General features: G+C 67.2%; 25 protein-coding genes and 1 pseudogene. 2 read left to right on the forward strand and 24 right to left on the reverse strand.

The genetic code is table 11. The features are described from left to right. Positions 1–704 precede the first annotated feature (704 nt). The 6 genes and pseudogenes from nucS to U9983_RS16810 form a co-directional block, all read right to left on the reverse strand. Positions 705–1367, reverse strand: coding sequence for an endonuclease NucS (gene nucS, locus U9983_RS16785; RefSeq protein ID WP_322754938.1), 663 nt, complete (start codon positions 1365–1367; stop codon positions 705–707). 70 nt (positions 1368–1437) lie between these two features. Then, a pseudogene (locus tag U9983_RS16790) lies at positions 1438–1848 on the reverse strand (DUF6328 family protein); the annotation flags it as partial. Between the two features lie 60 nt (positions 1849–1908). Then, the gene (locus U9983_RS16795; RefSeq protein WP_322754939.1) at positions 1909–2514 is read right to left on the reverse strand and encodes an HD domain-containing protein; all 606 of its coding nucleotides are present in this window, start codon (positions 2512–2514) and stop codon (positions 1909–1911) included. Between the two features lie 128 nt (positions 2515–2642). Continuing rightward, a complete protein-coding gene (locus U9983_RS16800; RefSeq protein ID WP_322754940.1) occupies positions 2643–4658 on the reverse strand; it encodes a protein meaA in 2016 nt (671 codons plus the stop codon). 55 nt (positions 4659–4713) lie between these two features. Next, positions 4714–5337 carry a hypothetical protein gene (locus U9983_RS16805; protein ID WP_322754941.1) on the reverse strand — a complete coding sequence of 208 codons (624 nt, stop codon included), beginning with the start codon at positions 5335–5337 and terminating at the stop codon, positions 4714–4716. A gap of 194 nt (positions 5338–5531) precedes the next feature. Next, positions 5532–5876: an STAS domain-containing protein gene (locus U9983_RS16810; protein ID WP_322754942.1), complete on the reverse strand. Its 345-nt coding sequence runs from the start codon at positions 5874–5876 to the stop codon at positions 5532–5534. Between the two features lie 450 nt (positions 5877–6326). Here U9983_RS16810 and U9983_RS16815 point away from each other — a divergent pair, with 450 nt between their 5' ends. Then, positions 6327–6710, forward strand: coding sequence for a hypothetical protein (locus U9983_RS16815; RefSeq protein WP_322748046.1), 384 nt, complete (start codon positions 6327–6329; stop codon positions 6708–6710). Positions 6711–6788: 78 nt separating this feature from the next. On the opposite strand, the gene murA is transcribed toward U9983_RS16815, so the two are convergent. Further along, a complete protein-coding gene (gene murA, locus U9983_RS16820) occupies positions 6789–8075 on the reverse strand; it encodes a UDP-N-acetylglucosamine 1-carboxyvinyltransferase (protein WP_322754943.1) in 1287 nt (428 codons plus the stop codon). 140 nt (positions 8076–8215) lie between these two features. Here murA and U9983_RS16825 point away from each other — a divergent pair, with 140 nt between their 5' ends. After that, positions 8216–8788, forward strand: a complete 573-nt coding sequence (locus U9983_RS16825) for a cob(I)yrinic acid a,c-diamide adenosyltransferase (RefSeq protein WP_322754944.1) — start codon at positions 8216–8218, stop codon at positions 8786–8788. A gap of 69 nt (positions 8789–8857) precedes the next feature. On the opposite strand, the gene U9983_RS16830 is transcribed toward U9983_RS16825, so the two are convergent. The 17 genes from U9983_RS16830 to rho form a co-directional block, all read right to left on the reverse strand. Further along, a complete protein-coding gene (locus U9983_RS16830) occupies positions 8858–9124 on the reverse strand; it encodes a F0F1 ATP synthase subunit epsilon (RefSeq protein ID WP_322748049.1) in 267 nt (88 codons plus the stop codon). Between the two features lie 83 nt (positions 9125–9207). Then, positions 9208–10647, reverse strand: coding sequence for a F0F1 ATP synthase subunit beta (gene atpD / locus U9983_RS16835; RefSeq protein WP_322754945.1), 1440 nt, complete (start codon positions 10645–10647; stop codon positions 9208–9210). 165 nt (positions 10648–10812) lie between these two features. Beyond that, on the reverse strand, positions 10813–11709 hold the full coding sequence (locus U9983_RS16840) for a F0F1 ATP synthase subunit gamma (RefSeq protein ID WP_322754946.1): 897 nt from the start codon (positions 11707–11709) through the stop codon (positions 10813–10815). Between the two features lie 4 nt (positions 11710–11713). Continuing rightward, entirely contained in the window at positions 11714–13366 is a 1653-nt protein-coding gene (gene atpA / locus U9983_RS16845; RefSeq protein ID WP_322754947.1) for a F0F1 ATP synthase subunit alpha, read from the reverse strand. 74 nt (positions 13367–13440) lie between these two features. Further along, entirely contained in the window at positions 13441–14286 is an 846-nt protein-coding gene (locus U9983_RS16850) for a F0F1 ATP synthase subunit delta (protein ID WP_322754948.1), read from the reverse strand. A gap of 3 nt (positions 14287–14289) precedes the next feature. Beyond that, positions 14290–14874 carry a F0F1 ATP synthase subunit B gene (locus U9983_RS16855; protein ID WP_322754949.1) on the reverse strand — a complete coding sequence of 195 codons (585 nt, stop codon included), beginning with the start codon at positions 14872–14874 and terminating at the stop codon, positions 14290–14292. Positions 14875–14888: 14 nt separating this feature from the next. Beyond that, on the reverse strand, positions 14889–15134 hold the full coding sequence (locus U9983_RS16860; protein ID WP_322748055.1) for a F0F1 ATP synthase subunit C: 246 nt from the start codon (positions 15132–15134) through the stop codon (positions 14889–14891). A 78-nt stretch (positions 15135–15212) separates the two neighbouring features. After that, a complete protein-coding gene (atpB, locus tag U9983_RS16865) occupies positions 15213–16118 on the reverse strand; it encodes a F0F1 ATP synthase subunit A (protein ID WP_322754950.1) in 906 nt (301 codons plus the stop codon). A 393-nt stretch (positions 16119–16511) separates the two neighbouring features. After that, positions 16512–16844: an AtpZ/AtpI family protein gene (locus tag U9983_RS16870; protein ID WP_322754951.1), complete on the reverse strand. Its 333-nt coding sequence runs from the start codon at positions 16842–16844 to the stop codon at positions 16512–16514. Then, positions 16841–17281, reverse strand: coding sequence for a hypothetical protein (locus U9983_RS16875; protein ID WP_322754952.1), 441 nt, complete (start codon positions 17279–17281; stop codon positions 16841–16843). The genes U9983_RS16870 and U9983_RS16875 overlap by 4 nt, the downstream gene beginning before the upstream one ends. After that, a complete protein-coding gene (locus U9983_RS16880; RefSeq protein ID WP_322748059.1) occupies positions 17278–18387 on the reverse strand; it encodes an MraY family glycosyltransferase in 1110 nt (369 codons plus the stop codon). Before U9983_RS16880 ends, U9983_RS16875 begins: the two co-directional genes overlap by 4 nt. Positions 18388–18424: 37 nt before the next feature. Then, a complete protein-coding gene (glyA, locus tag U9983_RS16885) occupies positions 18425–19681 on the reverse strand; it encodes a serine hydroxymethyltransferase (RefSeq protein WP_322754953.1) in 1257 nt (418 codons plus the stop codon). A gap of 174 nt (positions 19682–19855) precedes the next feature. After that, positions 19856–20512: an L-threonylcarbamoyladenylate synthase gene (locus U9983_RS16890; protein WP_322754954.1), complete on the reverse strand. Its 657-nt coding sequence runs from the start codon at positions 20510–20512 to the stop codon at positions 19856–19858. A 130-nt stretch (positions 20513–20642) separates the two neighbouring features. After that, the gene (prmC, locus tag U9983_RS16895) at positions 20643–21647 is read right to left on the reverse strand and encodes a peptide chain release factor N(5)-glutamine methyltransferase (protein WP_322754955.1); all 1005 of its coding nucleotides are present in this window, start codon (positions 21645–21647) and stop codon (positions 20643–20645) included. Then, on the reverse strand, positions 21644–22714 hold the full coding sequence (prfA, locus tag U9983_RS16900; RefSeq protein ID WP_322754956.1) for a peptide chain release factor 1: 1071 nt from the start codon (positions 22712–22714) through the stop codon (positions 21644–21646). The genes prmC and prfA overlap by 4 nt, the downstream gene beginning before the upstream one ends. A 214-nt stretch (positions 22715–22928) precedes the next feature. Beyond that, entirely contained in the window at positions 22929–23168 is a 240-nt protein-coding gene (gene rpmE / locus U9983_RS16905; protein ID WP_322754957.1) for a 50S ribosomal protein L31, read from the reverse strand. A 128-nt stretch (positions 23169–23296) separates the two neighbouring features. Continuing rightward, positions 23297–24622: transcription termination factor Rho (rho, locus tag U9983_RS16910; protein ID WP_322754958.1), on the reverse strand; the 1326-nt coding region annotated here is incomplete at its 5' end.

Here is a 24622-nt window from a genome sequence, read left to right on the forward strand (position 1 = left end):
CCATAAGTCGATCATCTCGGCCGGAATATCAGCCGTCCAGGCCGAAGCGATCTCCTCTTCCGTCGCAGGCCGCTCAAACGAGCAACCTAGCTTGAATGGATTGTTGCCAATACCATCCCTGGGTTCGAGATAGGAACGGAAACGATCCAGCGCCTCTACGACTTCAACCGCCATAACTCATCCACCAAGAATTGAGTTCTTGCTGATGTAGGACGTGGAGCACAGGAACCAGATTATTGAATTCATTCGTACCGCCATACTCGCGAGGAATGATCCTCTTTGTTGGGCCCCCATGGAACACGCTGGGAGGGTGGTACCTTCGGCAACCCGGAGGGAGGGGCCTCGATTGGTTCACCTGTGCGCGGATCAATAATTTTCGGGTATTCGTCACCTGCTGCATTTGCGGGCCAGCCATCGCCGTCCTCGTCGTCGGAGTTCAACAACACGAACAGAACACCGACGACAGATCACCGCGGGCACATCGAGGTACCCACGGTGGAAATCAGAAGACGAACGGGCCGCTACCCGGGAAAAGGATCAGCGACCACTGTCCGGTACAGGTAAATTCACGTTGCGTAGCATTACACGAACCGTCGCAGAGTCGAGCCATTCAGCATCCACCGCAACTATAGTTCATCTGTTGTGACTGATGGGCATCGCAACCGGCATCGCAACCGGCGGCACAAGCCTGCGAATCTGAACGGTCAGAACAGGGTCGGGATCGCGGGCGCCAGTCCGCGCAGGGAGTCGTAGTCGACCGTGACGCAGCCCAGACCGCGGTCCGCGGCCAGCAGCCGCGCCTGCGGTGTGATCGACTGCGCGACCAGGATCCCACGCACCGGATGCGGCAGGAACGGGTCCGCCTCCAGTCGGGCGAGATAGCGGGTCAGCTGCTCGACGCCGTCGATCTCGCCCTTGCGCTTCACCTCGACGGCAACACTCCCACCGTCGGTGTCGCGACAAAGTAGATCGACCGGCCCGATCCCCGTTTCGTACTCCCGACGTACCAGGGTGAGGCCGTCGCGGATGGCATCCGGGCGGTCGGCGAGCAGCACCTGCAGGTGCGCCTCCACGCCGTCCTTCTGCAGGCCCGGGTCCACACCGAGATCGTGCGACGAGTCATGCATGATCTCTTCGAGGGTGATGACGAGCTGTTCGTCGGCTCGGTTGGTCACCCGCCAGACGCCGTCCGCCTCGGCGATCACGCATGGCGGGCTCATCCAGTTCAACGGCTTGTAGGCGCGCCCGTCCGCATGGATGGACACCGACCCGTCGGCCTTCACCAGCAGCAGTCGAACCGCGCTGGGCAGATGAGCCGTCAGCCGACCCACGTAGTCGACGCTGCACCTGGCAATCACAAGACGCACAGCCCCGGACGCTACCGTGCCGCGACATCGCTCCCTACACCCGCTCGTCTGTGTGCACCCGCCCGTCCACCTACACCCGCTTGCCGTCAGCCGATCCGGCGACCCCGCTCATCCTGTGGTCGGGATCCCGACCTGCCCCGCCGCCGTCGCGTCGATCCGGTCGGGTGAGCCAAGGCAGAACCCACCACAACACGATGAAGAACGCCACGCTCGCCGAGCTGATGAGTGCGGTCGCCAGCACCCCCATGACCACGTCGACGATGAGCAGGACGGCAGCGTTGATCCCCACGCCCAACATGATCAATCCAGTCAGCGCCATGGTGTTGGCAGCGGTAACCAGCTGGGCCCGTGCGCCCCGGCGGAACACCATCCGGTGGTAGGCCACCGGGCCGATCAGCAGCGCGGACGCGGCGGCGATCGTCAACAGCGTGATCAGGTAGAGCGCCCGCTGGAAGTCGGTCACCTGGGTCCAACGCTGGGTGAACGGGAGGGCCGCGCAGAGTGTCGCGGTGACTGCCCGTCTCCACGTGCTGCCGCGTCCCTATACCGTCCGCATCCGGTCCACCGTGCGGATGGCGGCTCCATGTTGGGCGACAAGGTCGTCGAGCAGCCGGATACGACCGGAATAACGCCGTGCGTAACGGTCCGCCTGATCCCGCGGCAGCCTGGCCAGCCGTGCCGGGTTGCTGTTGTCGGCCATGTCCGCCCGTTTCACCACAACCGACAGGGGGTTGCCGGCTACCCGGGCGAGGTAGTGCTCCACCGACTCTCCATCACGGTGACTCAGTGCGTCGACCGCCGCGACGACATCGGACGGATAACCGAGGGAGGTCAGCGTCGCCAGGGTGACATCGGTGTCCTCGACGACGTCGTGCAGCACCGCGACCATCCGGGCCTGGTCAGGGTCGACCCCGGCCCGCTGCGCGGCGTCACCGACCGCTTCCATCACCCGGAGCGGATGGCCGATGTAGTCGTCGCCGACCTTGTCGAGCTGGCCGGCATGCGCGCGGGTGGCCAGTGCGACAGCATCCCGAAGCGAGACGGGACGCTCGGCCGGACCGGTGTCGTTCTGCGACCCGGTGTCATGTCGGGCCCGCCCGGTGCCCGGTGCCGCCGAGTCTCCCCGACGGGTGCTCGTGTCAGCCATCACCCTCCGGACGCTACGCGGCCCCCGGCCACCCCGCACCACCACGCTCGCGCTCCCAGGCAATCAGCTCGGACGATCAGCTCGGACGATCAGCTCGGACGATCAACTCGGACGATCAACTCGAGCGATCAACTCAGGCCGTTCGCGGCCCGGACGACGGCCACAATCCCGCCCATGATCTCCGTGAGACCGTAGTCCTTCGGTGTGTAGACCGCCGCCACCCCCAGCGCCCTGAGCCGCTCGGCATCCACCGCCGGGATGATGCCGCCGACGATGACAGGCACGTCACCGACACCGGCCGCCCGCATCCCGTCGAGGACCTGCGGTACCAGCTCCATGTGCGAACCCGAGAGCACCGACAGCCCCACGACGTGCACGTCCTCCTCCACCGCGGCTGCGACGATCTGCGCCGGGGTCAGCCGGATGCCCTGGTACACGACCTCGAACCCGGCGTCGCGGGCGCGTACGGCGATCTGTTCGGCGCCGTTGGAATGCCCGTCCAGGCCGGGCTTACCGACGAGGAACTTCAACCGGCGCCCCAGCTCCCGCCCGGTTTGCGCGACCCTGTCCCGGACGCCGGCGAGCTCAGCGCCACCAGCATGCACCGAAGCGCCGGACACCCCGGTCGGCGCCCGGTACTCACCGAAGGTATCCCGCAGGACCCCGGCCCACTCCCCTGTGGTCACCCCGACCCGGGCGCAGGCCACCGTCGCGGCCATCAGGTTCGTATCGGTCTTGGCCGCGTCCCGCAGGCCCCGCAGCGCCTCGTCCACGGCGCGCGCGTCGCGCCCGGCCCGCCAGGCTGCGAGATCGACACAGACGGCGGCCTCCGCCGCCGGGTCGACGGTCTGGATCGCCGCGCTCAGGTCGGCGAGCAGCGGGTTCGGCTCGGTGGCGGTGAAGGTGTTCACGCCGACCACCACGTCCTCGCCGGACTCGATGCGCATCCGACGGTTCGCCTGCGAGCCGACGAGCTGGGACTTCATGTAGCCGCTTTCGACCGCGGCCACCGCACCGCCCATCGCCTGCACCCGGTCGATCTCGCCCTGGGCCGCTTCGACCAGTTCGGCCACCCGCCGTTCGACGACGACCGAGCCTTCGAAGATGTCGGGGTACTCCAGCAGGTCGGTCTCGTAGGCGAGAATCTGCTGGATGCGCAGGGACCACTGCTGGTCCCACGGTCTGGGCAGGCCGAGGGCCTCGTTCCACGCCGGCAGCTGCAGGGCCCGGCAACGGGCATCCTTCGACAGCGTCGCCCCGAGGGCTTCCAGCACGATCCGGATGACGTTGTTCTCCGGCTGCGCCTCGGTCAGGCCGAGCGAGTTGACCTGGACGCCATAGCGGAACCGCCGGTGCCGGGGATCGGTGACCCCGTACCGGGTCCGCAGCAGCGCGTCCCACAACGCCACGAACGCCCGCATCTTGCACATTTCCTCGACGAAGCGAACGCCTGCGTTGACGAAGAACGACATCCGCGCGCAGACCTCGCCGACGCGCTCGGCCGGCACCTGCCCCGAGGCGACCACCGCATCGAGCACGGCGATGGCCGTGCACATCGAGTAGGCGATCTCCTGGACGGGTGTGGCACCGGCCTCCTGCAGGTGGTAGCTGCAAATGTTGATCGGGTTCCACGTCGGGATCTCGGTCACCGTGTAGGCGACCACGTCCGTGATCAGCCGAAGCGAGGGCACCGGCGGGAACACGTACGTTCCGCGGGAGAGGTACTCCTTGATGATGTCGTTCTGGGTCGTGCCGGCCAGCGTCGCCGCGTCCGCACCCTGTTCCTCGGCGACAACCTGATACAGCGCGAGCAGCCACATGGCCGTCGCATTGATCGTCATCGACGTGTTCATCTGGCTCAGCGGAATGTCGTGGAACAGCGCGCGCATGTCGCCGATGTGCGCGATCGGCACGCCTACCTTGCCGACCTCACCACGGGCGAGCTCGTGGTCGGGGTCATAGCCGGTCTGGGTCGGCAGATCGAACGCGACCGAGAGCCCGGTCTGCCCCTTGGCCAGATTCCGCCGGTACAGTGCATTGGTTTCCACCGGGTTGGAATGACCCGCATAGGTCCGGATGATCCACGGCCGGTCCCGCTGTGGACGAGCCTGCTCCGGCTGGTCCCGCCGCGCCGCGTCGGCCATCGCCACACCCTCCCGAGGGGTCGTCTGATGGCAAGGAGCCTACCGACAGGTAACGTCACGCGCTCGAGCAAAGACCCGGACGCCCCTGCCACACGGTGAACAGGACAGCCGGCAGCCTGTCGCAGGCACCCGGCCCCGACACGAGCTGCGTCCAGGGGCCGTTGGCGATCCGCTGCCACACGTGCGGGTTGGGCGGCGCCGGGGTCACGCCGGCCACCTGCGCCAGGCCGACGGCCCAGTACTCGTCCACAGTGCTGTCGCGACCTTCCACAGCACCGTAGAAAAGCTTTCCCGGTGGGATGACGACGTCCGCCGTGGTCATGGTGCCCGCGCCGTTTTCCCGCAGGGCGTACGCGAGGCTCGCGCTCAAGGCACGGCGGTCGGACTCCCGCACCCGCATCTGGTGCGCCGTCCCCGGATGGCGGCTGTTCTCCCAGGTGGGTGGGTCCAGCGCCGGTTGCAGCTCGGACGACGGTGGCGCGGCGGTCGTCGCCACTGCCGCCGGGGTGGTCCTGGCCTCGGGCGCGGTTACCAGACCGATGACCACACCCACCACAATCGCCAACGCGAACGCGCCCACGATGAGCGCTGTCCGCCGCTGGTCACCGGACTGGTCACCACCTTGTCGGTAAGCCGGACCGTCCGTTGGACTCAACTGCTGCGCATCGACGTCGAGCATGTCCCTCCCCGGCCGGAACCATCATCCCACGACCGATCGCAACGTCATGGAGCCGGGGGACCACAAGCGACCGGCGGGCCGTCAGCGCACAGCGCGAGGCTGTGACCTGCCGGTTAGCCGCATCAGGGACCTGCCGGTTAGCCGCATCAGGGACCTGCCGGATAGCCGCATCAGGGACCTGCCGGATAGCCGCATCAGGCGTGACCGACGTGCAGCAGGTCCGCATCGTCGGACCGCAGGATACGCCCGAGGCGGTTGGCTGCCAGCAGCTTTCCCAGCGCAGCGGGAACGTCGACCAGGAGCATCGACCGCCCGGACCGCCGAGCCCGCCGAGCCCCACCGAGCAGGACACCGAGGCCCGCATGGTCGACCAGCTCCAGGCCGGACACGTTCACCCGTAGCTGCCCGGTGCCGCCGTCGATGGCGGTATGCAGCCGCATGCGCATATCACCGACAGTGCGCACATCGACCCGTCCGGTCAACCGTACCGTCTGGATCTCCATACGTCCGTCGTCAAGAAGCATTGCGTTCTCACCCATCAGGCCTCCCGTCCCCCCTGATTCACGCCCTGACCGATCGGGTCTGCCCGGCGATCAGAGGTTGTCGGACACGGCCGGATCCCACTCCGGACGCAAGGTTTCCCTGGGGCCTCCCATTGCGCGAAGAAGACATGATCACGCAACCTCGGCCAGCTGGTTGTCCAGACCTCCGTTCCTACCGCTGCCGCATCGGGAACCACAGGTACAGCGGCTCACCCCCAGCGTCAGTGTCAGTGTCCATAGTCGCAGAGTGGCGACGCAGACGCGCCGGGCGCCGGGTCGGTCCGCCCAGGCAGGACGAACGGGCTGGACGCAGGGGAGGAAGCAATCTCGACCGCACAGCGATCCAGAACTGCGACGCGAGCCACGCATGAACGCCTGCGCGGAATCGGCCGCGCTGAGACGATGTAGTCCGTCCGACCCGCCGGCTCGGACAGCAGGGAGGTGACGGTGCCACTGAACAGCCTGCACTACACGATCGGTCCGGCCATTGCCGTCGCCGCCACCGCCGTACTCGTGGCGGTGTGCCGGTGGGTGTTCGCGCCGAACCGGCCGCGCGGTAGCCATGCTACCGCCACCAGCCACGGCGATTTCGGAATGCTGGTGCCCGTGGCGACGCTCCGCACGTCCACCGAGGCCGCCCGGCTGCGCCAGCTTCTCGGTCAGCATGGGATACGGTCGACGTCAGGCGCGGCGCCACCTGGCCCGATTCAGGTGAACGCCGACGGGAACACCCGCCGCCACCACCTACCCGGCTGGCACGTCATGGTGTTCCCCGAGGACTCCATGCGGGCGCGTGCCGTTGTCGCGGGCACCGAGCGAGACTGGGCCTGACGCCGCCCCGGGATCGCCGTACCTAGAGCGCCAGGCAATAGGGCGTGGGCCGCCGGTCCATGGCGTCATGCTCACCGTTCAGCCTGTCCGCCGCGCCGTGGCCTCAGCAGGCTCCCGATGGATGTCCGCGCCCAGCGCCCGCAACTGCTCGACGAAGCCGCCGTAGCCGCGGTCGATGTGGTGGACCTCACTGACCGCTGTGATGCCGTCAGCCACCAGGCCAGCCAGCACCAGTCCGGCCCCGGCCCGGACGTCCGAGGCCACCACCTGGGTGCCGACCAGGCGGTCCGCACGGCGCACGATGACGTGATGGCCGTCGGTGCGTAGCTCCGCGCCGAGCTTCAGCAGCTCCCGACAGAACACGAAGCGGCTTTCGAAAACGTTCTCGGTGATGAGGGACACCCCTTCGCTGACCGCTTCCAGAGCGATCGTCTGCGGCAGGAGATCGGTTGGAAAACCCGGATACGGCAGGGTGACCACGTCGATCGACCGCGGCGGCCGGTCGGCGACGACGCGGAAGCCGTCGGGCCGGACGGCCACCACGGCACCGGCCGTGGTCAGCTTGTCGAGCACGATGTCGAGATGATCGGCACGCCCACCCCGGACCAGCACGTCCCCGCCGGTCATCAGCGCGCCGATGGCGAAGGTACCGGCCACAATCCGGTCCGCGACCGTGCAGTGCGTGGTCGGCCGCAGTTCGTCGACGCCGTCGATCACCAACGTGGACGTGCCCGCACCGTCAAGCTCCGCACCCATCGCCGTCAGCATCGCGCAGAGATCTGCGATCTCAGGCTCGCGGGCGGCATTGTCGATCACGGTCGTGCCCTTGGCCAGCACACCAGCCATCATCAGGTTCTCAGTGGCGCCCACGCTCGGGAAGTCCAGCCAGATGGACGCTCCCTGCAGCCGGCCGGCCGACCGGGCCACGAGTGTGCCCGCCTCGACATCCACCATGGCTCCGAGCTTGGTCAGACCGCTGACGTGCATGTCCAGAGCGCGGGTGCCGATCGCGTCCCCGCCGGGCAGGGCCACCCTGGCTTCGCCGCAGCGGGCGACCAGCGGACCCAGCACGACGACGGACGCCCGGATCCGGCGGACCACATCGCTGTCGGCCGCCGCACCGGGCCGTGCCGGCACGTCGATCGACAGCGAGCCGCCCGCGAGATCCCGCTCGACGGTCGCCCCGAGCGCTCGCAGGATATCGGCCATGACCGCGACATCCAGAATGTCGGGCACGGCGCGAAGAGTCGTCCGACCATGGGCCAACAGGCTCGCGGCCATCAGCTTGAGCACGGAGTTCTTCGCCCCCGGGACATCGACCTCGCCGACAAGCCGAGACCCGCCCCTGACCACGAAGCGTTCCACGGGACTCGATGCTATGGCCTGGGCACCCGGCCGTCAGCGCGGGCCGGCCGGTGCGTCGAGTCGGGCCGCCCGCCATGGTGTGATCGCGCGACCGAACGCGCGCGCGACCGACCGACCGAGCGCGGCATAGTGTGACCGCCATGGCCATCCACCTGACCCGGATCTACACCCGCACCGGGGACGACGGGACCACCGCGCTCGGCGACATGTCCCGGGTCCGCAAGACCGACCCGCGCCTCGCGGCCTACGCGGACGTGGACGAGGCCAACGCCGCCATCGGCGTGGCACTGGCACTCGGCGGACTCGCCGAGGACATCCGGGCGTTGCTCGCCCGGGTGCAGAACGACCTGTTCGACGTCGGTGCGGATCTGTGCACGCCCGTCGTGGAAAAGCCGGGCTTCCCACCGCTGCGGGTCACCGCCGCATATGTGGAACGGCTTGAAGAGGCCTGCGACCGGTTCAACGAGAACCTCCCGAAGCTGGCCTCGTTCATCCTGCCCGGAGGTACCGCCGGTGCCGCACTGCTACACGTTGCGCGGACGGTCACCCGCCGCGCGGAACGGTCCGTCTGGGCGCTGCGCGAAGCCGACCCGGACCGTACCGGCGCGCTTCCCGCCCGCTACCTCAACCGGCTCTCCGACCTGCTGTTCATCCTCTCCCGGGTCGCCAATCCCGGCGGGGACGTGCTGTGGGAGCCGGGCGCCAACAGCTGACGACGCTGCGGCCTGGTTGCGGCGCGAAGATGGTTTTTCGCGCCGCTCACGCCATCAGGACAACCACTCTTACTCGGTGCCGGCCAGGACCGCATGTTCAGCCAGGATGCTGACCCCCTGCCTGGTCACTGACAGGAATCCGCCGTCGACCTCGACGGTCAGCGTGCGCTCGCCTGTCGTGACCCGCACCTGACCGCCGGCGACAAGGACCCCGAGCAGCGGCACATGCCCGGTCAGCACACCGATCTCACCTTCCGTGGTCCGTGCGACGACCATGTCGGCATCCCCCGACCACACTTCCTTCTCCGGCGAGACGATCGCCACCTGCATCGGCATCGCGCTGCCGTCCTTCCCGCTGTCGTCGGCCCTGGACCGCACGGATCCCAAGGGCCCTGCAGTTGGTGAATCCGGCCGTTTGGCTAGAGTTCCTTCGCCTTCTTCTCCGCGTCCTCGATCCCACCGCACATGAAGAAAGCCTGTTCCGGGAGATGATCGTAGTCACCTTCGGTCAGCTTCTTGAAGGACTTGATCGTCTCTTCGAGCGGGACGAACTTACCGGGGATGCCGGTGAACTGCTCGGCGACGAAGAACGGCTGCGACAGGAATCGCTGGATGCGCCGTGCCCGGTTGACCAGAATCTTGTCCTCTTCGGACAACTCGTCGATACCGAGAATGGCGATGATGTCCTGAAGGTCCTTGTAACGCTGCAGGATGCGCTGCACCTCACGCGCCACATCGTAGTGATCCTGCCCCAGATAGCGGGCGTCGAGGATGCGCGACGTCGAGTCGAGCGGGTCGACCGCCGGGTAGATCCCCAGGTCGGAGATGGCCCGGGAGAGCACCGTGGTCGCGTCGAGATGGGTGAACGTGGTGTGCGGGGCCGGGTCGGTGATGTCGTCCGCGGGAACGTAGATTGCCTGGAGCGAAGTGATTGAATGACCGCGGGTGGATGTGATGCGCTCCTGGAGCACACCCATCTCGTCGGCCAGGGTCGGCTGATAACCCACCGCACTCGGCATACGTCCGAGCAGGGTCGAGACCTCCGCGCCGGCCTGGGTGAACCGGAAGATGTTGTCGATGAACAGCAGCACGTCCTGCTTCTGGACGTCCCGGAAATACTCCGCCATGGTCAGCGCGGCGAGAGCGATCCGCAGCCGGGTGCCCGGGGGCTCGTCCATCTGCCCGAAGACAAGCGCGGTGTCCTTGATCACACCGGCCTCGGTCATCTCCAGGAACAGGTCGTTTCCCTCCCGGGTGCGCTCGCCGACACCGGCGAACACCGATACACCTTCGAACTGCGTGGCGACCCGGTTGATCATTTCCTGGATGACGACGGTCTTGCCGACGCCGGCGCCACCGAACAGGCCGATTTTCCCACCGCGCACATAAGGCGCAAGCAGGTCGATGACCTTGATGCCGGTCGTGAACATCTCCGTCTTCGACTCAAGCTGGTCGAATGGCGGTGCTGTTGCATGGATGGACCTGCGTACGTCGGTGTCAATGCTTTCGACGTCGAGCGGATCGCCGAGCACGTTGAACAGGTGCCCCTTGGTGGCGTTGCCAACGGGAACCGTGATAGGTGAACCGGTATCCTGAACCGGCGCTCCACGCACCAGACCGTCGGTCTGTTGCATGGAGATCGCCCGGACTGTGTTGTCACCGATGTGCTGCGCGACCTCGAGCGTCAGCGTTGCGGTCTGCCCGTCGATGGTGCGATCGACGCGCAGCGCACGGTAGATCTCGGGGATCTCGTCGGGCGCGAACTCCACATCGACGACCGGGCCGATAACACGGGCGACCCGGCCGATCCCAGGGGCCTTGCCCTCCACCGCGGCGGGCGAGGTAGTGGTAACGGTCATGGCGTCCTCTGCTTCATCAAGGTGCCCTCCGCGGCTGAGGACTCCATCAGGAGACCAGCGGCTTCAAGCGGTTCATCTGCATGTCATACCCCGAAGTCGCCGGCGGCTCCTCCCGCAGCCGGCGCCCTCAGGGGTTCTTCGGTATAACCGTCGTCGCTCTGCGGGCTACGAGGCCTGGGCGAGAGCGTTGGCCCCGCCCACGATTTCCGATATCTCCTGAGTGATCGCATCCTGGCGGGCGGCGTTCGCCCGACGGGTGTAGGTCTTGATCAGGTCACCGGCGTTGTCCGTCGCGGACTTCATCGCCCGCTGGCGGGCCGCTGACTCCGATGCCGCGGACTCCAGCAGCGCCGCGTACAGCCGACTCTCGACGTAACGAGGGAGCAGCGCGTCGAGGACTCCCTCGGCCGACGGTTCGAACTCGTACTGCGGGAGCGGGCCGCCGGGCGGGGGCTCGGCGGTCGTCTCCAGCGCAAGCGGAAGAATGCGATGCGCAACCGGTCGCTGGGTCAGGGTGTTGACGTACTCGGTGTAGACGGCGTGGATCTCGTCCACTCCGCCGGCCTCACCGGACGCCACGAACCGCGCGATCAGCGCATCGGCGACTTCCTTGGCGTTGTCGTAGCTCGGCTGTTCGGAGAACCCGATGAACTCACCGGCCAGCTCCCGACCGCGGAAGCGGTAGTACGTGACGGCCTTGCGCCCGACCGCGTACAGGAACGGCTCCTTGCCCTCCGAGCGCAACAGCTCCAGCAGCTCGCCCGTCCGGCGCAGCACGTTGGCGTTGTAACCACCGGCAAGCCCACGGTCACTGGTGACCATCAGAACCGCCACCCGCCGCGGATCTGCATGCTCTGTCGTCAGTGGGTGACGAACGGTGGTCTGCGACGCCACCGCGGAGATCACTCGGGTGATCTCGTCCGCGTAGGGCCGGGAGGCGGCAACCCGCGCCTTGGCCTTCACGATCCTGGACGCGGCAATGAGTTCCATCGCCCGAGTGATCTTCTTGGTCGACTGGATCGAACGGATGCGGCGCCGGTACTCACGGAGCTGGCCGGCCATGTCCTCAGCCCTCGTCCTTCGGCTTCGGCTCGTGTATCTTGATCGCCTCGCGCTCCAGCTCCGACGGGTCCAGACTCTCCGGCAACGGTTCGTTGACCAGCGGCTGACCACCCGACAGCATGAACTCGGCCTTGAACTTCGCGATCAGCTGCTCCAGCGCGGTGACGGTGTCAGCATCCAGCTTGCCCGTCTCGCGGATCGTCTTGAAGACCCCCGGCTGGCTCCGCTCGACGAACTCGAGGAACTCACGCTCGAACCGGCGGATGTCCGCGACCGGCACATCGTCAAGCTGCCCGGACGTACCCGCCCAGATCGACACGACCTGCCGCTCCACCGGGAAGGGCTCGTACTGGGGCTGCTTGAGCAGTTCGACCATGCGTGCGCCCCGGTCGAGCTGGGCACGGGATGCCTTGTCGAGGTCCGAGCCGAACGCCGAGAACGCCTCCAGCTCGCGGTACTGCGCAAGGTCCAGACGCAGCCGCCCGGCGACCGCCTTCATCGCCTTGATCTGGGCGCTGCCACCCACCCGGGAGACCGAGGTACCGACGTTGATCGCCGGCCGGACGCCCTGGTTGAACAGGTCGGTCTCCAGGAAGATCTGTCCGTCGGTGATGGAGATGACGTTCGTCGGGATATAGGCGGAGATGTCGTTACCCTTGGTCTCGATGATCGGCAGACCGGTCAGGGACCCGGCGCCGAGCTCGTCGGAGAGCTTCGCGCATCGCTCCAGGAGCCGGGAGTGCAAGTAGAAGACGTCACCGGGGTATGCCTCACGACCCGGCGGGCGGCGCAGCAGCAGGGAAATCGCCCGGTATGCCTCGGCCTGCTTCGACAGGTCGTCAAAGACGATCAGTCCGTGCTGGCCGTTGTACATCCAGTGCTGGCCTATGGCCGAACCGGTGTAGGGCGCGAGGTACTTGAGGCCGGCCGGTTCGTCGGCGGGCGCCGCCACGATGGTGGTGTAAGCCAGCGCGCCGGTCTCCTCCAGGGTGTTGAGGACAGCCCGGATCGTCGACTTCTTCTGCCCGACCGCCACATACACGCACTTGACCTGGAGCTTCGGATCCCCCGTCGCCCAGTTCTCCCGCTGGTTGATGATCGCATCCAGCGCGACAGCGCTCTTGCCGGTCTGCCGGTCGCCGATGATCAGCTGACGCTGACCACGGCCGATGGCGGTCATCGCGTCCACCGCCTTGATACCGGTCTGGAGCGGCTCCCTGACCGGCTGGCGCTGGACGACCGTGGGCGCCTGCAGTTCCAGGGCACGGGTCTCGGTGGAGACGATCTCGCCGAGCCCGTCGATCGGGCGGCCCAGCGGATCGACCACCCGGCCGAGGAAGCCGTCGCCGACCGGGACCGAGAGAATCTGGCCGGTGCGGCGGACCTCCTGGCCTTCCTCGATGTGTTCGGACTCGCCGAGGATGACGCAGCCGATCTCGGCGATGTCAAGGTTCAACGCCAGGCCCAGCACGCCGCCATGGAACTCCAGCAGCTCATTGGTCATGACGTGCGGAAGGCCCTCGACCCGCGCGATGCCGTCGCCGGCGACGACGACCCGGCCGACCTCCTCCCGCTCCCCGACGGATGCCTGGTAGGAGTCGACGTAGTCCCGGAGGGCGGCGCGGATTTCCTCCGGTCGAATGGAGAGTTCAGTCATCGCTTCGGTCCTTCAATAAATGGTGAGGGCACGTCCCGCAGGTCATGCGAGGTCTGGGTGTCCACAAGAACGCTCTATCGGTGCAGCCGCCGGCGCGCGTCGGTGAGGCGGCGGATGACGCTGCCGTCGACCACCTCGTCACCGATCCGCACGACAACGCCGCCCAGAACGGAAGGGTCGACGTCCATCTGGAGCTGGACATCACGTCCAAAATACCGGCTGATCGCTGTCCGCAACCGAAAAATCTGGTCCCCCGCGAGAGGTACAGCCGTGCGCACCACCGCGACGAGCCGGTTTCGGCGTGCCGCTGCGATCACGGTCAGCTGCTCAAGACGGCGTTCGAGATCACCGTGGTAACGCTCGGCGACAGCACGCTGAACGAGACGTATGGTCACGGCGTTGGCCTTGCCGTCCAGAAGCCTGGCCAGGAGTTCCTGCTTCGCGGGCCACGGGGCCGCCGGGTCGCTGAGGGCCAACGACAGTTCAGGTGTCCGGTTGAGGATGCGACCGAACCGGAACAGTTCGTCCTCCACGTCGTCGAGGGCGCCCTCCCGCTGCGCCTGGGCGAGCCGGACCTCGACCCCGAGCTCGGACAACGCGTGCTGGAGGTCGAGCGGCCGAGCCCAGCGGCCGGTAGCCGCGACCGCCACGATGTCGAGCGCTTCCGCGGAGATCTTGCCGCCGAACAAACGGGCGGCAAGATCGGAGCGAGCCGATCCGGGCACTCCCGGATCGGCCAACGCCCGGCGGATCGTCGGCTCCCGGCTGAGAAGGTCCACGACCGCTTCAAGATCGTCTGCGAGACGACCGAGGTCGACCGGATGGCGGGACCGCGTCCCGACGCCGGGCGGCCCGGTCGCCGTCAGCTCGTCCAGGCGAGCTCGCGCCGAGGCCAGGGACTGTCGGCTGGATCCCTCCATGCCTCAGCCCCCCGGACCGGCCGGAGCCGGAATCGCCGACTCGTCCGGATGCTCCAGGCCCGCGATGAAGTCGTCGACCAGCTGGCGCTGGCGGTCGTCGCGCTCCAGCTCATGACCGACAATCTTCGTCGCGAGCTCGAGGGCGATGTCACCGACCTCGCGCCGGAGTTGAGCGACGATCTGCGCCCGCTCCGCGGCAAGTTGTGCCTCGCCCCGCGCTTTGATCTCGGCGACCTCGGTATCCGCCTGCGCACGCAGTTCCGTCAGGATCTGAATTCCCTGCTCCCGGGCGTCCTCACGGATGCGGGCAGCCTCGGTCTGCGCGTCGGCGAGCTGCGCGCGGTAGGAGGTGAGAAGCTCCTGAGCCTCCTGCTGAGCGTGCGCGGCACGGGCGAGACTGCCCTCGATTCCCTCGGTCCGCTCGGCGTACGTCCGCTTGATCTGCGGGTAGATCTTCCAGAAGAAGAAGGCCACCAGCAGGCCGAACGACAGGGCGCCGATCAGCAGTTCACCGAGCGGTGGGACAAGGACGTTCTCATCCGACTTTGCGCTGTCCCCGGCGGCCAGCAACAGTGTTGCGGTAACCACGGTGTCCCCCCGGCTTAGGGGAAGACGAACGGGACGACGAAGCCGATCAGAGCCAGTGCTTCCGCCAGGGCGAAGCCGATAATCATGTACCGGAAGGCGACCTGCTCCGCTTCGGGCTGGCGGGCGATGGCCTGCACACCGAGGCCGAAGATAAGGCCGATTCCGATACCCGGCCCGATGGCCGCCAAGCCGTAGGCCACCGCGCCGAGGGAGCCGCTCACCTGATTGGCAGCAGCAAGCACCATGGAGGTGTCTGCCATGTCATATTCCTTTTCCAGTCGGGCACCGGGACCTGCCACGGTGCTGATCGAAGTGCTGATCGGGGTGTCCGAACCTTTTTATGCGTGCGCCCCGGCGGGCGCGCCGCTCATCGCGGGCGCCCCGCTCACGGCAGGAGCATGGTCAGTCGCTGGAGAACTTTCATGGCCACCGCCGGATTCGATCGCGCCGGAGATGAAGGCGGCCGTGAGGATCGTGATGATGTATGCCTGCAAGCCGTCGATGACGAGTTCGAAGCCGGTCAGCACGATCGTCATGAGCAGCGAGGCGAACCCGAAGACAAAAGGCGGCTTGGGCAGCAGGTACTCCGCGCCGAGCGAGAAGACCAGGAGCAGGATGTGGCCGGCGAACATGTTCGCGAACAACCGGACCGCGAGCGTGAACGGCCGCACGAGCATGGTCGACATGACCTCGATCGGCCCAAGCAGAACCTTGACGAAGACAGGCGCGGTCGGCGCTGGGTTTATCATATGCCCGAAATACGCCCGTGCGCCATTGGCCTGGATGCCGGCATAGTTGAACAGCACATAGGTCACAGCGGAGAGAACAATCGGAATGGCTATTCGCGACGTCGGCGGGAACTGGGCGCCGGGAACAATCGCAAGCACATTACAGATGAACACGAAGCTGAAGAGCACGACCAGGTACGGGGTGTACTTCCGCCCCTTCTCCCCGATGACGTCCCGGGCGATCGACGTGTCGATGAAGTCGTAGACCGACTCACAGACGTTCTGCAATCCGCGGGGCACGACCGTGGCCCGCCGGAAGCCGAGCCAGAAGACCACGCCGACGAAGAGCGCGGCGAAGATCCCCAGCCCCGTCGCCTTGTTCAAGTAGAAATGAACCGGTCCGAGATCGACGTCGAACCAGTGCGGCGGCTGGAAGACCTCCTTGGTCGGGCCCTTGAAGCCCTCATCAGCGAGGACCAGGGGTCCCGCGGGGACCGGCACGACGGACACCTCCATGATCGAAATACACTCTCACCAGCTAAGGAAGAGACGCAGCCGTACCGGCGGCGGTGTGGACTCACCCTATCTGGTTCAGGCGGGACAGCCCCGCCAGGCGCGGGCCGGCTCCCTCTCGGGTACGGTGCCGCACCACGCATGACCATCCATCGACACGGCATGATCATGAGCCCGGCAGGACCGACGGGAGACACGACTCACACCGGATGTCCGCGAGTGGACACCCAGCACTGGCGATACTATCCACACCCCGTGGCGATCGGCATCAACTCCAGGCCGGCCAGAGCTGGTTCACTCCCTTGTTCACCTGAAAGTAGCCGGCTGGTTCATTTTTACGACGCTCTTCTCACGCTGAGAATCCAAGACGAGACCATAGGCAACTGGTGAACTCGATCAGAAACGCTGCGTAGCCTTGCTGATCACAAGATAGAGCGACGCCGCCATGCCGACGATGACGCCGACCGGCAGGAACACCGTGCCGAGTCCGGTGAGGCGGTCAATCCCGTAGCCGACCAGCCCCCAGAACCCGGTTCCGGCCAGCAGGGTGCCGACCGCCGTCCAGGCTTCATCGGAGACCAGGCCGGGCCGGTACGGGGGACGCGGCGGTCCGTCGGCTGTCGGCTCCGCAGGGCCTCCGGCCGCGCGCGAAGAACCATCCTCGCGCGGCCTTTGGCCGGTCGGCTCCGCAGGGCCTCCGGCTGGCGGCGTCGGTTCGGCTTCGCTCACCCGTTCAGGGTGTCACGCCGGGAGTCTTCCCGCGCCTGGAAGACCGTGGGGTCGTAGAACGGGACCCGGGTATGCGTGGCAACCCACAGCTCGGCACCGAGCCATCCGAAGACCCCCACGAAGATGGCCCAGGCGAAAGCCGCAAGATCGATGCTGGTCGACCCTTCGAGGTGCACGAGAAGAGTCCCAAGAATTATGATCTTCACCAGGTAGGTGCCGAGCGCAGCTGGCAGCACCAACGCTCGTGCGCGCTGGGCGACAACGCTCACAGCGACTTTGCTGGCCGCGAAGAAAAACCCGACCAGGCACAGCCCGAGTACGACGGCGACAACTCCGGCCACGCCCCGGATGAAACCTGCAACCACAAGGCTGGGAACAGCGAGGGTGGCGAGCACGCCCAGACCAAGTCTGATCGTCCGTCCGGTAGCAACGATCATGCGCGCCGCACCGACCGCTGACCGACCAGCAACAGGACCAGGAGCCCGATCAGGCCGAGGCCGACCACGGCGGCGAGAATAGGCAACGGTTGTCGCGAGAAGGATGCGGCCACCCCGCCGAAACCGAGCAGGGCCGCCCAGAAGTACATGATGAGAACCGCGCGGACATGGGATTTTCCGATCTCCAGCATCCGGTGGTGCAGATGCATCTTGTCCGCGGCGAAGGGCGACCGGCCGGCGCGGGTCCGGCGGATCACGGCTAGTCCGAGGTCGATGAACGGCACCGCCAGCACAGCCAGCGGAATGGCCAACGGAATCAGCGACGGCAGGGATCGGGACGGCCCGGCGTATCCGCCATAGGCGACCTGTCCGGTCACCGAGATCATGGATGCCGCCGACAGCAGGCCGACCAGCATCGAACCGGAGTCCCCCATGAACAGACTGGCCGGGTTGAAGTTGTGCGGCAGGAAGCCGAGGCAGACCCCGGCGGTGACCGCGGCCAGCAAGGCTCCCGGCGCCGCCCGGGAAAAGTGGTTGATCACAGCGACCTCGTAGGCGAAGTAGAACGTGGCCCCAGCGGCAATCGCCGCAACCCCGGCGGCAAGGCCATCCAGCCCGTCGATGAAGTTCATGGCGTTGACAAGAACGACCGTTGCGAAGATCGAAAGCGGCACGGCTGTCTCAGGTCCGAGACTGAAGGTGGTGTCACTGTCCGGGTTGACGGCGAACGACCACTGGACTCCCAGCAGCACCATCACACCGGCGGCGGCGACCTGACCCGCGAGCTTCGTGACCGCGTCCAGTGGCCACCGATCGTCCACCACCCCGAGCAGGCAGATCACTACGCTCGCGACACCCACCGCATGCGGCTCCGCCCAGTCCCGCGAGACCGAGGACAGGAACGGCAGCTCGTCGGCAACCTCCAGACCGGCGGCGACTCCAGCGAGCATGGCCAGTCCGCCGAGCCGTGGAGTCGGCACGGCGTGCACATCACGATCACGGACAGTGGCGACGGCGCCGATCCAGATGGCAAAACCCCGCGCGACCGGCGTGCACAGGAAGGTGACCGCCGCCGACACCGCGAATACGAGTAGATACTCCCGCAATAGCCTGACGCCTTCGCTGACCTACCGCACCACCGCGCTAGCGCCGGTAGGCCGGATGCCGGCCGACCAGGACGGAAACGGCTCTGGCGACATCAGTGCCCGCTGACGGGTCACGGACCGCCCGAGCGATCAGCGCCGCGATCTCCTTCATCTCGCCTTCCCGCATGCCCTGAGTGGTCACCGCCGGGGTACCGACGCGGATACCGGAGGAGACCGCAGGCGGTTGCGGGTCGTACGGGATGGCGTTCTTGTTCAGCGTGATCCGCGCCGCGTCACACCGGGCTTCGGCATCCTTACCGGTTACGCCGAGATCGCGCAGGTCGAGCAGGGTGAGGTGGGTGTCGGTGCCGCCGGCGACCGGCCGCACGCCTTCGGCCGCGAGCCCGTCCGCGAGGGCCTGGGCGTTGACGATGACCTGACGGGCGTACTCGGCGTAGGCCGGGGTCGCGGCCTCCCGCAACGCCACCGCTTTGGCGGCGACCGCGTGCATGAGCGGGCCGCCCTGGCTGAACGGGAACACCGCCTTGTCGATCCGCTGGGCAAGTTCTTCCCGGCAGAGGATCATCCCACCTCGGGGCCCACGCAGGACCTTGTGGGTGGTGAAACTGACCACGTCGGCGTGCGGCACCGGGCTGGGGATGGCTCCGCCCGCGACCAAGCCGATGAAGTGCGCGGCATCGACCATCAGCCACGCCCCGACCTCGTCCGCGATCGAGCGGAAGGCCGCAAAGTCGATCAACCTGGGATACGCGGTGGCGCCACAGATCATCATTTTGGGCCGATGCTGCCGCGCGAGGTCCCGAACCTCATCGTAGTCGATCAATTCGGTGTCCTCGCGCACTCCGTAGGCGACGACGTCGAACCACTTCCCGCTGAAGTTCACTCGGCTACCATGAGTGAGATGACCGCCATGCGGTAGTGACATCGCCAACACGGTGTCGCCAGGGGTGAGCAGCGCCGCGTACACCGCGAAGTTGGCCTGAGCCCCGGAATGCGGCTGCAGGTTCGCGTGCTCGGCACCGAACAGCGCCTTCGCCCGGGCGATGCCGATCTCCTCCGCACGATCGACAACCTGGCACCCGCCGTAGTAGCGACGGCCCGGATAGCCCTCGGCGTACTTGTTCGACAACGTCGACCCGAGGGCCGCCAGCACCGCAGGCGAGGTGAAGTTCTCACTCGCGATGAGCTGGAGACCCCCACGGAGCCGGTCCAGTTCGTCCAGGACGACATCCGCGATCTCTTCGTCCTCGGCACGGAGCTGATCGAAGTCCGGGCCCCAGAACGGGGTGCTCATAAGCTGCCTCTCCTCCTGCGCGACTGGCCCGTGGCTGCGCGGCCGACCCATGCCGCGTGCAGGCAGCCGGGCCAGGAGCGACCTGGCATGGGTTTGTCCCGGTCGCGACGCCCCACCTTCGGCTGCTCCAACTCCCGACAGCTTACGGCGCAGAGCCGGAGCGGGCCGCAAGCGTCATGCGGTGACCGCGGGTTCCTGGACTGACGGTAGAACCTCACGCAACGCCGTCATCGTGACCGCACCCGCCCGCAGCACCCGGGGGACCTCACCGGTGCAGTCGACGATCGTCGACGCGATGCCGGCCGAGCACGGCCCGCCGTCGAGGTACACCTCGACTGAGTCACGGAGCTGCGCCATGGCGTCCTCCACCGTGGTCGCAGGTGCCTGACCGCTGATGTTCGCGCTGGACACGGCCATCGGCCCGGTACGGCCGAGCAGTTCGATGGCGACCGGATGCAGTGGCATCCGCACCGCGACAGTGCCCCGGGCATCCCCGAGATCCCAGCTCAACGACGGCGCATATGGCACGACCAGCGTCAGCCCACCCGGCCAGAATGCCCGGATCAGGTCCTGCATCGGCTCGGTGACCTGCTCGACGAGCCCGTCGAGGGTGCGCCACGCACCAACCAGCACAGGGACGGGCATGTCCGGTCCGCGGCCTTTGGCCGCCAGCAGCGCGCGCACGGCGACCTGGTCAAACGCGTCCGCGCCAATGCCGTACAGCGTGTCGGTGGGCAACACGACGAGCCTGCCATGGCGCACCGCGCGCGTCGCCGCCTCAAGACCGGCCGTACGCCGTTCGGAGTCCGCGCAGTCGTACCGTTCGCTCACTGACTCTCGTGGCCTCACTGGCTCCCCCATTACGTCCGTGGTGCTGCGTCACTTCGGCAGTACGTCACTTCAGGAGTATGTCGTGACAGCGGCGGCGCCCCGGGGCCCCGCCCCGCTCCCTGCCAGGTCCCTACCGACCGGTCTCGGGGCCCGTGCGAGGTCGGCGCGAGGCTGAGACGAACCGGGCTCGCCCCGCCAGGTCGGGATGGTCCCGAACATCGTCCCAGCAGTCGAGTGCATGCAGCAGCGCAGGGGCCGCCAAGCCGTGTCGGTCGGAGTGTTCGATCACCAACTGCCCACCGTCGCGCAACAGGCCGCCCGCCACCTGTGCGACGGCTCGAACCCCCGCCAGACCATCTGGTCCGGCCCACAGCGCGGCAGGAGGATCATGCTTACCGACTTCGGGTTCGACCAGGTCCCGTTCGTCATCCCACAGGTAGGGCGGGTTACTCACCACCAGATCGACCCGGCCGAACAGACCCGCAAGCTCTCGGGCAACCGTGGCAACCGTGGCAACCGGCTCGCGACCGTCGCCGAGGCCGCATCCGGCCGGCTCGATCCCGACGTCGGCGTGATGCAGGATCACCCGGCCGTCGGCGTCGGTGAAGCCCTGGGCCGCGATGTTGCGGGCCGCCCAGGCCAGCGCGCCCGGATCACGTTCGACAGCGTGTACGCGCGCGCCAGGTAGTTCCTGCGCGAGGGCGAGAGCGATCGCGCCGGAACCGGTGCAGAGATCCACACAGATCGGCCGTGTCCACCCGGCCGTCCGAACCGCGTCGAGTGCCCAGCCGACCACGGTTTCGGTCTCCGGCCGAGGTATGAACACGCCCGGGCCCACCGCAAGAGTGAGATAACGGAAACCGACGGTGCCCACCAGGTGCTGGAGGGGCACCCGCGCGACCCGCCGCGCCACGAGCTCGGCAAACCGCTCCAGGTCCGCCGGGGTCATGGTGGCCGTCGGCGCCAAGCGCCGGCGGGGCTCACCGGTCACGTATGCCGCGAGCTCTTCGGCGTCCGACCGGGGACTGGCTACTCCGGCCGCGGCAAGAGCGGCAACCGCTGCACGCATGGACGAAACCAGCGGGCTCATCGGAACGGGCGTTGCCAGCTCACGGTGGGGCCCGACGGAGGTCATGACGGCGCTCCGGCCGAGAGCCTCGCCTCCAGGTCCGCCGCAACCAGTGCGTCCAGTACCTCGTCGAGTTCACCGTCGAGTACCTGATCGAGGTTGTGCGCTTTGAATCCGACCCGGTGATCGCTGATCCGGTTCTCCGCGAAATTGTAGGTACGGATCCGCTCGGAGCGGTCCACTGTACGAACCTGACTGGCCCGTGCCGCCGATGCCTCTGCCTGCGCCCGCTCGCGGGCGACGACCAGCAGTCGGGCACGCAGAATGCGCAGGGCCGACTCCTTGTTCTGCAGCTGACTTTTCTCATTCTGGCAGGAGACCACCAGGCCGCTGGGAAGATGAGTGATACGCACCGCCGAGTCCGTCGTGTTGACGCTCTGCCCACCGGGGCCCGAGGAGCGGTACACATCGATGCGCAGCTCATTGGGGTCGATCTCGACTTCGACCGCCTCGGCTTCGGGCAGCACCAGGACCCCGGCCGCCGAGGTGTGGATACGACCTGCCGACTCGGTGACCGGAACCCGCTGCACCCGGTGGACACCACCCTCGAACCGCAGCCGCCCGAACACGCCACCGGTGCTCGTCCGGCCGGCCTTCACCGCCACGCTCACGTCCCGATACCCGCCGAGATCGCTGGGATTCGCGTCCAGGATCTCGGCCCGCCAGCCGCGCCGCTCGGCGTAGCGCAGGTACATCCGCAGCAGGTCGCCTGCGAACAGCGCAGACTCCTCACCGCCAGCCCCCGCCTTGATCTCAAGGATCGCGTCCCGGGCGTCGTCAGGGTCGGTGGGCACCAGATGGGTGTGCAGGCGGTCCCGCAACACCGCGTGCGCGGCCTCAAGCTCCGCGACCTCGGCGCGAAACGAGACATCCTCGGCGGCGAACTCCCGGGCGGTCGCGAGGTCCGCATCGACCCGGTCCAGCTCGCGCGCGGTCTCCACGACCGGGATCAGTTCCGCGTACCTGCGACCGAGACTGCGTGCCAGCGCCGGATCGGCATGCACGGACGGATCGGCGAGACGGCCCTCCAGCTCGGCGTGCTCGGCAAGCAGACCGTCGAGTGGAGTGGTCATTTCGGGAATCTCCTGGTCTAGTGGCCAAAGGCGACGCGACGATGGTCTTCCGCGTCGCCGGCGGCCTTCGGGACGGCAACAGCCAAAGGCGACGCGACGATGGTCTTCCGCGTCGCCGGCGGCCTTCGGGACGGCAACAGCCAAAGGCGAAGCGACACGGACGCCAAACAGCGCCCGCGCCGCTGTCGGACAGGGCACGGGCGCTGTAAACGTGCTATTTCGTCCCCGGCCCGGCCTTGTCGCCGGGACTACGGCGACCGAAGCGCCGCTCGAACTTCTCGACCCGACCGCCGACATCCAGAATCTTCTGCTTGCCGGTGTAGAAGGGGTGGCACTGTGAGCACACCTCAGCATTGATCACGCCGTCCGACTTGGTGCTACGGGTCGTGAACGTGGAGCCGCAGGTGCAGACGACCGTGGTCTCACGGTACGTCGGATGAATGTCAGCCTTCATGATCCTTCTTCCCGAAGTGGCCGCCGGGTCGCCCTGCCATGACGGCGAGGGCGTGAACCGGTGCCGGGTCTCAACGTTCCAGTCTGCCAGAAGCTTCCGGTCGTCCAGGGACAGCACCGCGGGCGCTCTTAGTCCTGCCCTGGAGTCGTCTTCGCGATCTGCATCAGGAACTCGTAGTTCGTCCGCGTCTGCTTCAATCTCTCCAGAAGAAGATCAAGTGCCTGCTGGGACTCAAGGGTATGCAGAACCCGACGCAGCTTATGCATGATCACAAGCTCGTCCGGCGCAAGCAGGATGTCCTCCTTGCGGGTTCCGGACGGGTCGACGTCAATCGCCGGGAAGATCCGCTTGTCGGCGATCTTCCGATCAAGCTTGAGCTCGGCGTTGCCCGTTCCCTTGAACTCCTCGAAGATCACAGTGTCCATCGTGGAGCCCGTCTCCACCAGCGCCGTGGCGATGATCGTCAACGACCCGCCGTTCTCGATGTTCCTGGCAGCACCGAGGAACCGCTTCGGCGGGTAGAGCGCGGTCGAGTCCACACCACCGGACAGGATCCGGCCGGATGCGGGAGCAGCCAGGTTGTAGGCCCGCCCGAGCCGGGTGATCGAGTCGAGCAGCACGACGACGTCCTCGCCCAGTTCCACCAACCGCTTGGCCCGCTCGATGGAGAGCTCGGCGACGCTGGTGTGGTCGGACGGGGGCCGGTCGAAGGTTGACGCGATGACCTCGCCCTTGACCGACCGCTGCATGTCGGTCACCTCTTCCGGGCGTTCGTCGACAAGAACGACCATGAGGTGACATTCCGGGTTGTTTGTCGTTATCGCGTTCGCGATGGCCTGCAGCACCATCGTCTTTCCCGCCTTCGGTGGGCTGACGATCAACGCCCGCTGGCCCTTTCCGAGCGGCATCACCAGGTCGATCACCCGGGTTGTCAGCAACTGCGGCTCGGTCTCCAAGCGCAGCCGCTCCTGCGGGTAGAGCGGGGTGAGCTTGGTGAACTCGGGTCGGTTGCGCGCCTCATCCGGGTCCAGGCCGTTGACCGTGTCGAGCCGGACCAACGCGTTGTACTTGTCCCGCCGCTGCTCGCCCTCCTGCGGCGCCCGGACGACTCCGGTAATCGCGTCACCGCGGCGCAGACCATGGCGACGGACCTGAGCCAGGCTGACGTAGACGTCGGTCGGGCCGGTCAGGTAACCGCTGGTTCGCACAAAGGCGTAGTTGTCGAGAACGTCAAGGATGCCCGCGACCGGAACCAGTACGTCGTCCTCGCGGACCACCGGCTCCGACTCGCTGAAACCGCCAGTCTGGCGGCCGCGGTTGCGGCCACGCTCACGGAACCTGCCGCGGTTGCGCCGGTTCCCGCCGGCGAAGTCGTCGTCGCGCTCAGCCTGACCCCGGTCGACCTGACCCCGGTCACTCTGACCCCGCTCAGCCGAACCCCGGTCACTCTGACC

The sequence above is a fragment of the Protofrankia sp. Cas3 genome (assembly GCF_963555955.1).
Classification (GTDB): Bacteria; Actinomycetota; Actinomycetes; order Frankiales; family Frankiaceae; genus Protofrankia.